Here is a 12,543-nt window from a genome sequence, read left to right on the forward strand (position 1 = left end):
TTCTTATTATGAATGCGTTAAATAAGAAAAGCATGCTCACTTACCTAAAAGAGAGCGGGATTTATGTAGTGTTATTCGTATTGTTGGCAATAATTATTGTCAAGGACCCGACATTCTTAAGCCTGATGAACTTAAGTAATATTCTGACCCAATCTTCTGTGCGTATCATTATCGCACTCGGTGTTGCGGGCTTGATTGTTACCCAAGGGACTGACTTGTCTGCGGGTCGTCAGGTGGGGTTAGCGGCGGTGGTTGCGGCAACCATGTTGCAATCCATGGATAACGTTAATAAAGTTTTCCCTGATTTACAGACGGTACCCATCCCGGTTGTTACCTTAACCGTTTGTTTAATTGGTGCAGTTATTGGTCTGGTTAACGGTATTATCATTGCTTACCTGAATGTGACGCCATTTATTACCACATTGGGCACGATGATTATTGTTTACGGGATTAACTCCCTGTATTACGACTTTGTTGGTGCATCGCCAATTGCCGGTTTTGATCCTGCGTTCTCGACCTTTGCCCAAGGATTCTTACGATTTGGTGATTTCAAGCTGTCTTATATTACCTTTTATGCACTCATTGCTATCGGCTTTGTTTGGGTATTGTGGAACAAAACTCGCTTTGGTAAAAATATCTTCGCTATCGGCGGTAACCCAGAAGCGGCAAAAGTTTCTGGTGTAAATGTGCCATTAAACCTGATCATGATTTATGCCTTATCCGGTGTGTTCTATGCCTTCGGTGGGATGTTAGAAGCGGGCCGTATCGGTAGTGCCACCAACAACCTCGGTTTTATGTATGAGTTAGATGCGATTGCGGCTTGCGTGGTTGGCGGTGTCTCCTTCAGCGGTGGGGTGGGTACGGTTATCGGTGTGGTAACCGGTGTTATCATCTTTACCGTCATTAACTATGGGCTGACTTATATCGGTGTAAACCCTTACTGGCAATACATTATCAAGGGTGCGATCATTATCTTTGCAGTAGCACTGGATTCATTGAAATACGCGAAGAAAAAATAATCAGCGACTGAAATTAGATAATAAGCAGTAACAGCAGAGATAAAAATAAAATCCAGTTTTGGGCTAACCTAACTGGATTTTTTATTGGGAATTTTTTAAGGATTATTTCTCTGTTGTGTGCACAGTCTGGTATTCATGTCCTTCATCGAGATAAATTTCGCTATATAGATATTTATATCTCGATAAGCATGTGATGCGTTGAAATAAATAGCTGTAACTGTGTGTAACTTAATGTTTTATTTGGTTTTGATGTAAATGAGACGTGATTTCACCCATAGGTAAGCAGGCATAAGTTTTAGTCAAAAAGTTTGTTAATCCAGATCAAGCTTACAGCGGGTTAATATATATTTTTTTATTTCAATATCTTAAAGTATTTAAACTCCACTTCTCTGGGCTTAATTATTTTGGGTATATATGGATAGCACAAAAAAACTACCCCGCCCCACATTGGCCCAAGTCTGGCAAGATACATTGTTCCGGGTATCAAAAAGATTATTATTATTGAGGGATATCACCGATTTAGTTAATGAGCTTCGAAAGCTCTCTTTTTCTGTCGTGCGTTTTCAACGTGTCAATTTATTACTGCTGAACCCGCTGTATAACCAAATGACACTTTATACTCATGATGAAGTGACTGACACCGTTGTGGGCTCACACAATATTTTGTTTGCTGAAGGGCCTGGTGGGATGGCTTGGCAACAACAGATACCTTTGCAAACTGACCCACATCGTATGCGAAGGGAGTTTTCTACAGTTTGTGATTTAGCGCCATATCAGCAATTACATTCTGGCTGTCACTTTCCCTTAGGCCATGGCAATCATTGGTCGGGATGCGTTGAGTTTATTAAAACTGATAATAGTGAGTTTGATGAGCAAGCTGTGACTTTTTTGGCACTATTGGCCGAGGTCGTGGCTATCGCAGTTGATAATATTACTGAAATAAAACGGGCATGTTCTGAACGAGAGCAACTGCGCTTTGAACGAGATCACTTCCGAATATTGGTGGATGTCACCAATACGGTTATTTCTAAACTGGAACTGGATGTATTAGCCGCAGAAGTCTCTAAAGAGATACACCGCTTTTTCAATATTGATTACATTAGCCTGGCAATATGTGGCACGCATAAAGATAAAAATAAACTGAATGTTTTTTCTACCCGCTATCAGGTGGGGAAAGCGGTACAGTACCAGCAGGCGTGGGTAGATATGACGGGCACATTAGCAGGGCAAGTTTTACGCAGCCGCGAATTATTGCTGGTAAATTTAGCCGATATTTCTCTCTTAGCGCCGGATGATAAACAACTGGCTAATATGTTGGATGAGGGGTTACAAGCTGTTTGTTTATTACCGCTATTTTTCGGTCATAAAATGCTGGGGGTATTAAAACTGGCGCAATGTCAGAGTGATATCTTCACTGACAGTAACCTCAAGTTATTACGTCAAATTGCTGCCAGAATTGCTATTGCGGTTGATAATGCTCTGGCTTACAACGAAATTACTCGCCTGAAAGATTCATTGGTAAATGAAAATCTCTATCTCACTGACCAGATTATTCATAATGAAGAGTTTGGCGAAATCATTGGCCACAGTGCAGGAATTAAAGCAGTGCTGGAACAGGTTGAAATGGTGGCCTCCAGTGATTGTACTGTGTTGATTCTGGGGGAAACTGGCACCGGTAAAGAGTTAATAGCCCGCGCAATTCATAATTTAAGCACCCGAAAGAATAAACGTATGGTGAAAATGAACTGTGCAGCTATTCCCTCAGGTTTAATGGAAAGCGATCTCTTTGGTCATGAGAAGGGGGCTTACACCGGAGCTGCGGCACAACGTATTGGTCGATTTGAAATGGCTGATGGTGGCACGCTATTTCTTGATGAGGTGGGGGATATTCCCCTAGAACTGCAACCAAAACTTTTACGGGTATTACAAGAGCGAGAAATAGAACGCTTGGGTGGTAGTAAAATTATTCCAGTTGATGTTCGGTTAATTGCAGCAACAAATCGTGATTTAAAATTGATGATGGTAAATCGAGAATATCGCAGTGATCTCTATTATCGGCTCAATGTTTTTCCGATTGTGATCCCACCACTGCGTGAACGCCCTGAAGATATTCCCCTATTAGTAAAATTCTTCACTCAGAAAATAGCCAAACGAATGAACCGCACTATCGATATCATTCCGGGCGAAACATTACGATTACTCAGTCGCCTGCCATGGCCTGGGAATATTCGTGAACTGGAAAATGTGATTGAACGGGCAGTGATACTCAGTCGTGGAACCACATTAAATTTGCAGTTACAAGAACTGGAATACCATTTATCCCCCTTAGAGGCGGTTAAGCCGGTATCGGAAAAAACCATTCATAAACCATTATTACCAGAGAGTGATGAGCCGGAGTTTTCAGAATCTGAACGTACGCGAATTATTCGGGTATTGCGAGAAACCAACGGTGTGGTTGCCGGGCCAAAAGGAGCGGCGATTAAATTGGGGTTGAAACGAACCACTCTGTTATCTCGGATGCAACGACTCGGAATATCCGTAAGAAGTATCGAAGACGAAGACAGTTTGATGTGAAAATGCATCCCGCTAAGCCAGTATTTCACTCTGTGAGGTATTGCAGTTTTGCCAGTCTGAGCGAATCCAGACTGGCAAATCGTAATAATCGTTAATCCATCAACAGACTTCAGCTTCTCTACGTAACCGTGCCTTCAACTGGCTATATTCCTGCTGCACGTAATTTTCTGCCCACGTCTGATCGGCAATGGCTTCGAGTTTCACTGCGCAATATTTATACTCTGGGGTCTTAGAGATCGGATCCAGATGGTCAAGGGTCAATTCATTGCAGGCACCAATCCACCACTGATAAGTCATATAGACCGCACCAACATTGATGCGCTCACTGACTGACACTCGAGTGATAACTTTGCCGCGCCGTGATGCAACCCAGACCAACTGCTGATCCTGCAAGTGCATTTTATCAGCATCCTGCGGACTGATTTGCACATAGCCCGGTTCATCAGCCAGTGTTTGTAATGCGGAACAGTTACCGGTCATCGAACGGCATGAGTAGTGGCCGACTTCCCGGACGGTGCACAGCACCAGCGGGTATTCCTCATCCACCTGCTCCATCGGAGCACGCCATTCGCTGGCAAATAACAATCCTTTACCTCCGGGGCGGTCGAATTTATTGCCGGCATATAGCCACGGCGTACCGGGGCTGTCTTCAGTGGTGCAAGGCCACGGAACATAACCTAAACCGGCCATTTTTTCATAGGTTGCACCGTAATACAGTGGGCACAGTTCGCGCAATTCATCCCAAATTTCTTGAGTATTATGATATTTCATCGGATAGCCGAGGGCTGTCGCCATTAAACTGATAATTTCCCAGTCCGGTTTAACATCCCCTTGTGGATCAACTGCTTTTTCAAAGCGTTGGAAGCCACGATCCGCGGCAGAGTAAACACCTTCATGCTCACCCCACGATGTAGCAGGGAGAATCACATCGGCTTCGGCGGCAGTTTTTGTCATAAAGATGTCCTGCACAATCAGCAATTCCAACTCACTGAATGCTTCGCGCATCATCGACAGGTCCGGTTCCGTTTGTAGGGGGTCTTCACCCATCACATAGTTGGCTTTGATTTTGCCTTCTTTCACTTTGTGCGGCACATCCGTCAGCGAGTAGCCAATTTTGTCAGACAGGGAAGGGACTCCCCACGCTTTAGCAAATTTCTCTAGTGTTGCCGGATCAGTTACGGGCTGATAGCCGGGATACATATTCGGCAAGGCCCCCATGTCGCAGGCACCTTGTACGTTATTTTGTCCACGCACTGGACCGACACCGACATTCGGGCGCCCCAGATTGCCCGTCAGCAACGCTAATCCTGACAATCCTTTAACAACGTCTACACCCTGACCCCATTGGGTGACCCCCATACCCCATAAAATGGTGGCAGAAGGTGCCGCAGCATAGATGCGCATCGCTTCACGGATCGTTTGTGCGGGCAGACCAGTAATGCCTTCGACATATTCCGGCGTGTATTTGGCGACAATGTTGCGATACTCGTCAAAACCTTCGGTATAGCGCGAAACATAGTCTTTGTCATATAGCTCTTCAGTGATTAACACATTGGCAAATGCATTGACCAGCGCCATATTCGAACCATTTTTCAATGGCAACCAAAGGTCAGCAATACGTGCGGTTTCGATATGTCGCGGATCGCAAACAATCACTTTAGCGCCTTTCTCTTTTGCTTTGAGAATACGGCGTGCCACGATGGGGTGGGAGTCGGCGGCGTTATAGCCAAACACTAAAATGCATTTGGTATCTTCAATCTCGCAGATGGAATTACTCATCGCGCCATTGCCCAGCGTCACTTGCAGGCCTGCCACTGAAGGGCCGTGACACACGCGTGCGCAACAATCGATATTGTTGCTGCCGGTGACCGCACGGGCAAATTTTTGCATCACATAATTGGTCTCATTACCCGGCCCACGTGAAGAACCCGTGTGCATAATGGCTTCCGGACCATATTTTTCTTTAATTGCGCGCAGTTTGCTACTGGCGAAATCAATGGCTTCATCCCAAGAAACTGCCTCCAGCTTGCCGCCTTTTTGACGACGAATCATCGGTTGTTTTAGGCGTGGCGTCAGCAATTTGGTGTCATTGAGAAAATCCCAGCCATAGTAGCCTTTCAGACACAATTCACCCTGATTCGTAACACCATTCGCGCCCTCAGCGCCGACCACTTTACCGTTTTCAACCAGCAAATTTATTTTGCAGCCGGAGCCACAGTATGGGCAAACAGTTAATGCTTTATACATTTTTAATCCCCTTGGCTTTTGAGGCTGACTAGAAACTCATCTCGTTGGCTTCATCTAGCGCAGCGCGCATCTGTTTCTTGCGAAGCATGGCCTGCATAGTGTCGCGGCCAATCATGTGTAATGCCTGAGTTGGGCAAACTGAAATACAGGCCGGACCTGCCGTGCGGCCCTCACATAAATCGCATTTCTGTGCTTCTGCTTTCAGACAAAAGCCCTGAGAGAGACCGTTGAACATAACTTCAACTTCTTTAGTCACCACACTCATAGCACCGTACGGGCAGGCAACGACGCAGGTTTTGCAGCCAATACATTTTTCCTGCAACACTTGGATGCTGTCAGAGGCACGAATAATAGCGCCGTTCGGGCAAACATTGGCGCAAGGTGCATCTTCACAGTGACGACACATAATGGCGGTACTGACATTAAGTCCTTTAACCACTTTTAACCGTGGGGCAAAATTAGCCTTATTCAAGGCCTCCAGCCTGCCACCATTATGTGCCAGCACGCAGGCCACCTCGCAGGTGCGGCAACCAATGCACTTTTTGGGGTCTGCAATTATGAACCGGTTCATTGCTTTATCTCCTTACCCTTCATCTTTCAAATTGCAGCGGTGTTGGCTGCATTCGCTCACCCGAATCACTGACTTGTGTCAGCTCATCGGGACTCACTCATTTGCCGCCTTGCCGCACCTTGAAATCTATCAGGTATATTGGTCGTCATCTTTCAAGTTGCAGCGGTGTTGGCTGCATGGGCATTAAATAGCGTTCTGGCAGATTTGCCCTCGGGTGAGCAAAAATAGGCCATGACCTGATACAGGTATTCACTTAGAGATTGCATGGTTTATGCCAAGTTGAACTAATGACATGAAAATGAGTTAAACTTATTGTTTTGTAAGGAAATTATTGCTTTCCGTAAAAAGAACAATGAAGAGAGAAACTGTCGGTGAATGTGACGTCGGCAAATTTGACGACGCCACACCGTCACGCCATTAAAGGTGACTAAAGCCACCATCACCTTGCCAGTGAGCTAATTTCTGATACAGCGTATCCACGGCCTGTTTGACGATATCGGTCATGGGGAAGTAAAACGCTACCAATGTAGGTTGGATCCCCACGAACAACACTTCGGGGATATCTTCTTTTAGTTGGTCGATGAGAAAATTAAGTGGCAAATTATGAGTGCTCATGATGAACATTTCGGCAATCCGCTCAGGGTCAATAATTCGAATCTCCCCCGGCGGTAGCGCCATATCGGCGGCATCCACAATCACCAACCGTGTTGGCTGCAAAGCACGAATACGGTGAACCACATTTTCAGGGGCTGAACCACCATCAATCACTTGCCAGTGGGCTAATGGTTGCTGGGTCATGCGTTCAGCTAACAACGGGCCAGCGCCGTCATCACCCATCATGCTGTTGCCGACGGTTAATACCAGATTTGTGATTGCGCTCGGAGTGAGTGCTGCATCCTGAATAGTCATGGGCGGCGTTTCACCATTAAGTAAATTGCTGGTTCCTGCTCAATATCGTATAGGGTTTGCAGCAGTTGCTGACTCCATGACTGATGCAAGGTGTTGGCATCTTGTGCCAGCGGTGCAAAAGCGTGGGCCAGTAATTGGGTATGGGTGCTGTCGATGGTGATTTCACCAAACTTGAGCAACCCCGCCATTTTGCGGCGAGCTTCACCTTCAGGTAATTGGCTAAACCACTGTTCATACTCGTCCAATGGGCATTCCATCATCGTTTTTAGGCAGTCAATCACGCCGACATGATGGCCGATAGCCAGCGAGTAATACATCACTTGCTGCGCCTGCTCAGGCATATCGTCATCACTGTCGAGGAATTTCTGGTTCAGGACATAAAAAATAACTTTAACGGACATGAATATGCCCCCCTGCTAACTGCTCCTGTGCTATCTGCTGCAAGTGAGCGAATATCTCACTGAGTCGCGGGTCAGCCTGCTGATTGAGGTAAATCTGGCAGCGCTGATCCAACTCCTGCAAGGGCTGATTCACCAGTAGCGATAGGAAACTGTCGGTGATTTCTCTGCCATGACGGTAACCGGCCATGCGTCGGGCCTCGCGTTCAAGCAATACCCGCAAACTGAGAGGTGCATCAGGGTGAATCAGTGCCACGCGTTCATCGGCCGCTTCTTGATGATCCTCTCCTTTCAATTTCTGCTCCAACAAGCCTAATGCCACAGCAAAGCCATAAATAGTGGCTGCAGGGGGGGGTGGGCAACCGGGGATATAAACATCAATAGGCACAATGGTGTCGCTGCCGCCCCAGACACAATAGAGGTCGTGGAAGATACCGCCACCGCAGCCACAAGCACCATAAGAGACACAAATTTTGGGATCAGGGGCAGACTCATAGGCGCGCAGGGCCGGTGCACGCATGGCTCGGGTCACCGCACCTGTGAACAGCAAAATATCAGCGTGGCGTGGCGATGCGACGACCTTGATACCAAAGCGTTCTGTATCGAACAGTGGTGTAATAGCCGCGAAAATCTCGATTTCGCAACCATTACATCCCCCGCAGTCCACCCGATACACATAGGCCGAGCGCTTAATATCTTTCAGTAACTTGCCTTTTAACTGAGCGACGGCAGGGTCAAGGGCAATGGGCTGACTGACATGATGCCCCCAGCCCGGTTTTGATGAATGTGACTGGCTCATAGCTTGCTCCCTTCATCCCTGCGTGGGGTTGGTATTACTTTGTTATTCAAGGCAATATTATTTTTAAGTACAATATTCTCATGACCAACAATATTCTGTTTACGTTTACACTCAGGGCAGGTTTCAAAATGAGGCCGCTGTAGCTCAACATCTTCAGCACTCATGCCTGAATGAATCAGCAGTGCCATGACGTAATCCACCTCTTTTTTCGGCGCAAAAGGTTTTTGGCACTGTTGGCAATGGGTGAGGGTAAAACTGGCACGCTGATATAAATCAGCTTTATTGAAAACTGCCAACTCAAACTCTTCTGACAACACTATGGCGCGGGTCGGGCAGACCTCTTCACAGCGCCCACAGAAAATGCAGCGGCCAAGGAATAACTGCCATTGGCGTGTGCCCTTGGCAGTGTCAGTTTCCATGGTCAGTGCATTGGCTGGGCACGCCATGGTACAGGCACCGCAGGCAATACATTGTTCAGCATCATATTGTGGTTTACCGCGAAAACCATGGCTAACGTCGAGTGGCTTAAACGGATATTTCACCGTGGTATCGCCGACTTTCAGGATGGTTTTAAACAGTTTAAACATTCTTCATCCCTCTATTTGAGCGGCGAATGGGTGCGCTCAATGCCATAACGCTCGATCTCTTTGTACGGTACGGTGACGGATTTTTGCTTATTCACATCCACCAACGTCACTCGGTCGGTACAGGAGTAACAGGGATCGAGGCTGCCGATAATCAATGGCGCATCGGAAACCGTATTACCGCGCAACATGTAACGCAGTACCGGCCAGTTAGCGTAAGTGGCCGCCCGGCAGCGCCAGCGGAACAGTTTTTGATTGTCGCCAGTCATACTCCAATGCACATCTTCACCCCGTGGGGCTTCTGAGAATCCGAGAGCAAACTTATACGGCTGATAGTGGACTTTTTCTTCCAGCAGAGGTCCTGCAGGCATATGGTTCAGCCCATATTCAATCATCACTAATGAGTCGAAGAATTCACGTACCCGCACCAGCAGACGAGAATGTACGTCACAGCCAGCAAGGCTAAATAGTTCTTTAGGAACATTGGCGTAATTGGCATAGGGGTGGTCATGGCGCATATCACGGGTATAGCCGCTGGCGCGGATCATCGGGCCGACAGGGCTGAAATCGCGGGCAATCTTGCGGTCCAGCATACCGACACCGACAGTACGTTGCTCGATATTGGCGGTACTCATCAGCATGTCTACCAACTCACCGATATCCGCGCGCATTTCGGCCACCAATTGCAGTGTTTTCAGACGGTCCGCTTTCAGGATGTCACGGCGCACTCCGCCAATCAGGTTTAGACCGTAGGTTTTACGCGCCCCGGTGAGCATTTCGGCGATGGTCATGGCCTTCTCGCGTACTCGGAAAAACTGCATAAAACCGGTATCAAAACCGACAAAGTGGCAGGACAGACCAATATTGAGCAGGTGGCTATGCAAGCGCTCCACTTCTAGCAAAATGGTGCGAATCATCTGCGCCCGTGGTGGGACGATAATACCTAATGCATTTTCAATCGATGAGGTGTAGGCCACACTGTGGGTGAAGCCACAAATGCCGCAGATACGATCTGAAAGGAAAGTGACGTCGTTATAGCCCATACGGGTCTCCGCCAATTTTTCCATGCCGCGATGGACGTAAAACAGGCGGTAATCGGCATCGATAATATCTTCACCATCGACAAACAAGCGGAAGTGGCCCGGCTCATCGGAGGTAATATGCATCGGGCCGATGGGCACTACCCGGCTGCTGCTACCCGCTTCGTTTTCAAATTGATACGTTTCAGTGTCGCCAGTTGGGGTTGGGCGCTGACGATAATCCATGGTGTCTTTGCGCAATGGATAAAGGTCATCCGGCCAATCGTCGGGTAGGACTAAACGGCGCTCATCCGGCAAGCCAACAGGCTGAAGACCATACATATCTCGCACTTCGCGCTCGCCCCAAACTGCCGCTGGAACACGTGGTGTGACCGACGGAAATTCAGGCCGTTCTGGGCTGATGAGTGCTTTGACTATCACCCAACATTTATCGCCATACTGCTTGCCGGTATCAATGCCGTATTGTTCACGGCCTTCCATTGATAGCACATAGTAAATAGCAAAATAGCCATTCAAACTGCGTTCGTCATTGCCAAATAGAACTGACAGCCAGCCACCTTGCTGATAATAAAGGTGTTCAACCACCTCCGGCAGGCTATTAAGCTTGATGGTTATGGTCAGTTGATTATCGGTTTGCCACTCTTCATCAAGAATTACCGCCGGAAACTGTTCGCGCAGGCGAGCAACATAGGCGGCACCCAGTTTTTCACCGCCGTGTGGCTGACTTGGAATAGTTGAAATAGGCGTTTCGTGAGTCACGTTACATCTCCTGACGGGTCGGGGTGAATGGCAGAGCGGTATGCGTTTCTGCGTCGGAATGGATAGATTGCGTTGGGGAAATATTTTGCGGAGATGACAAGAATTCCCACGGCAAAATAAAAGGCTGGCGCACTGGGGCGCGACTGTCGTCATGGAGGACAATTTGCGCCGCATCAGTCAGTAAGCGAGTCACTGGCGAGGGAATATGGACACCTAGCAGCAACATAAGCAGCAATAAAATAGCCATCGGGGCGGTAGTCAGAATGCCCAGCTCACCTTTACTGACGGCAGCGGGTGGCGTGCCTAGAACGGTGCTGGCAACCATGCGCACCAAACCTGCTAGCACCAGCGTTAGCAGCAATAGCAGCACGATCACTAGCCAAATATGCCCGGCTTTAATTGCGGCGGCCACCACCATAAACTCACTGATAAACACGTTAAAAGGTGGCATTCCCGCCAGCGCCAATGCACCACCGGCCAGCATGACTGCCGTGAGTGGGGCTACCCGGATAATGCCTTTAATTGCGCCCATATCCCGTGTGCCATATTTCAACAGCACGTTACCGGAGCCGCAGAACAGTAAAGTTTTCGCCAAACTGTGATTAAGGGTATGGAAAAGAGCGGCCAATACTCCCAGCGGCCCACCAATTCCGAGCGCCACCGCGATTAAACCCATGTTTTCGACACTGGAGTAGGCCAGTAAGCGCTTCATATCGCGCTGCGCCAGAATAAAGAATGCGGAGACGGCAACGGACATCATGCCAAATACCAACAACAGCATTTGCGGGAAATACGGCCCGATCGCGGCACTGATAATGATGTAATAGCGGATTATCACTAACAGCGCGCAATTCAATAATACGGCCGACAATAACGCGCTAGTGGGACTTGGCGCTTCGCTGTGGGCATCCGGTAGCCATGAATGCATTGGGAACAGGCCAGTTTTGGTGCCAAAACCAATCAGAATAAAGACAAAGGCCAGATGCATCAGGCTAGGATCCAGTTCTTTGGCGTGTTCAGCCACCACAGTCCAGAAAATGGCACTGCCCGGATCCACCAGCACATTGGCGGCATTGGCATACACCAACACCGTGCCATATAGCCCGAAAGCCACACCAACAGTACAAATAATAATGTACTTCCAAGCCGCTTCCAGTGACGAGCGTTGACCATATAAACCGACCAAAAAGGCGGAGCTGAGGGTGGTGGCCTCGATGCCGACCCACATCAAAATCAGGTTATTACTGGTGACGACCAGTAACATGGTGAATAAAAATAGATGGAAAAAACCATAATAGTTACACAGCGTGCTAACGGTTATTTCACCATTATTCACTTCATGGCGCATGTAGCCGAGGGAATAGAGGCCGGTGATAAAGCCAATGACCCCGAGAATGGCGAGGAACAGGGCGCTGAGACTGTCGATATGCAGCCAGTGGTGGGCGGCCAGAATCTCCCCACCCAGCGCGACCCGACAGACTACCGTCAACGCCACTACCAGCAGTAAAGTGATACCGGTGAAATGCACCCAAGTGGTCGCCATTCGTGCCGCGCCCCCCAAGAACCGGCAAGCAAATGCCAACAGCGAGGCTATCAGAGGTATCATTAACAGTAACAACAGCAGGTCAGTATGACTCATTTCA

General features: G+C 48.0%; 10 protein-coding genes. 2 read left to right on the plus strand and 8 right to left on the minus strand.

All coding sequences use genetic code 11. The features are described from left to right. The first annotated feature begins 8 nt into the window (after positions 1-8). Together mglC and flhA are read left to right on the plus strand one after the other, a co-directional pair. The gene (mglC, locus tag HUZ92_RS15015; RefSeq protein WP_145579890.1) at positions 9-1,019 is read left to right on the plus strand and encodes a galactose/methyl galactoside ABC transporter permease MglC; all 1,011 of its coding nucleotides are present in this window, start codon (positions 9-11) and stop codon (positions 1,017-1,019) included. Positions 1,020-1,433: 414 nt separating this feature from the next. Continuing rightward, a complete protein-coding gene (gene flhA, locus HUZ92_RS15020) occupies positions 1,434-3,593 on the plus strand; it encodes a formate hydrogenlyase transcriptional activator FlhA (RefSeq protein WP_050098689.1) in 2,160 nt (719 codons plus the stop codon). Between the two features lie 99 nt (positions 3,594-3,692). Here the strand turns inward: flhA and fdhF are convergent, their stop codons facing one another. The 8 genes from fdhF to HUZ92_RS15060 form a co-directional block, all read right to left on the minus strand. Beyond that, entirely contained in the window at positions 3,693-5,840 is a 2,148-nt protein-coding gene (gene fdhF / locus HUZ92_RS15025; RefSeq protein ID WP_050098688.1) for a formate dehydrogenase subunit alpha, read from the minus strand. 28 nt (positions 5,841-5,868) lie between these two features. Further along, positions 5,869-6,411, minus strand: coding sequence for a 4Fe-4S binding protein (locus HUZ92_RS15030; RefSeq protein WP_050098687.1), 543 nt, complete (start codon positions 6,409-6,411; stop codon positions 5,869-5,871). A gap of 417 nt (positions 6,412-6,828) precedes the next feature. Continuing rightward, positions 6,829-7,251, minus strand: a complete 423-nt coding sequence (gene hycI, locus HUZ92_RS15035) for a hydrogenase maturation peptidase HycI (protein ID WP_174846862.1) — start codon at positions 7,249-7,251, stop codon at positions 6,829-6,831. A gap of 65 nt (positions 7,252-7,316) precedes the next feature. Beyond that, positions 7,317-7,721, minus strand: coding sequence for a formate hydrogenlyase maturation HycH family protein (locus tag HUZ92_RS15040; protein WP_050098685.1), 405 nt, complete (start codon positions 7,719-7,721; stop codon positions 7,317-7,319). Then, positions 7,711-8,517, minus strand: a complete 807-nt coding sequence (locus tag HUZ92_RS15045; RefSeq protein ID WP_145579889.1) for an NADH-quinone oxidoreductase subunit B family protein — start codon at positions 8,515-8,517, stop codon at positions 7,711-7,713. The genes HUZ92_RS15040 and HUZ92_RS15045 overlap by 11 nt, the downstream gene beginning before the upstream one ends. Further along, a complete protein-coding gene (gene hyfH / locus HUZ92_RS15050) occupies positions 8,514-9,104 on the minus strand; it encodes a hydrogenase 4 subunit H (protein ID WP_145579888.1) in 591 nt (196 codons plus the stop codon). The genes HUZ92_RS15045 and hyfH overlap by 4 nt, the downstream gene beginning before the upstream one ends. An 11-nt stretch (positions 9,105-9,115) precedes the next feature. Continuing rightward, entirely contained in the window at positions 9,116-10,900 is a 1,785-nt protein-coding gene (locus HUZ92_RS15055; protein ID WP_050295462.1) for a hydrogenase large subunit, read from the minus strand. A 1-nt stretch (position 10,901) separates the two neighbouring features. Continuing rightward, positions 10,902-12,539 carry a hydrogenase 4 subunit F gene (locus HUZ92_RS15060; protein ID WP_050098681.1) on the minus strand — a complete coding sequence of 546 codons (1,638 nt, stop codon included), beginning with the start codon at positions 12,537-12,539 and terminating at the stop codon, positions 10,902-10,904. Positions 12,540-12,543 lie beyond the last annotated feature (4 nt).

Source organism: Yersinia vastinensis (assembly GCF_902726565.1).
Lineage (GTDB): Bacteria > Pseudomonadota > Gammaproteobacteria > Enterobacterales > Enterobacteriaceae > Yersinia > Yersinia vastinensis.

Excerpts from the sequence above, each read along its gene's own strand:
- mglC (WP_145579890.1), top strand. The coding sequence starts at position 9 with ATGAATGCGTTAAATAAGAAAAGCATGCTCACTTACCTAAAAGAGAGC.
- flhA (WP_050098689.1), top strand. The coding sequence starts at position 1,434 with ATGGATAGCACAAAAAAACTACCCCGCCCCACATTGGCCCAAGTCTGG.
- fdhF (WP_050098688.1), bottom strand. The coding sequence starts at position 5,840 with ATGTATAAAGCATTAACTGTTTGCCCATACTGTGGCTCCGGCTGCAAA.
- HUZ92_RS15030 (WP_050098687.1), bottom strand. The coding sequence starts at position 6,411 with ATGAACCGGTTCATAATTGCAGACCCCAAAAAGTGCATTGGTTGCCGC.
- hycI (WP_174846862.1), bottom strand. The coding sequence starts at position 7,251 with ATGATGGGTGATGACGGCGCTGGCCCGTTGTTAGCTGAACGCATGACC.
- HUZ92_RS15040 (WP_050098685.1), bottom strand. The coding sequence starts at position 7,721 with ATGTCCGTTAAAGTTATTTTTTATGTCCTGAACCAGAAATTCCTCGAC.
- HUZ92_RS15045 (WP_145579889.1), bottom strand. The coding sequence starts at position 8,517 with ATGAGCCAGTCACATTCATCAAAACCGGGCTGGGGGCATCATGTCAGT.
- hyfH (WP_145579888.1), bottom strand. The coding sequence starts at position 9,104 with ATGTTTAAACTGTTTAAAACCATCCTGAAAGTCGGCGATACCACGGTG.
- HUZ92_RS15060 (WP_050098681.1), bottom strand. The coding sequence starts at position 12,539 with ATGAGTCATACTGACCTGCTGTTGTTACTGTTAATGATACCTCTGATA.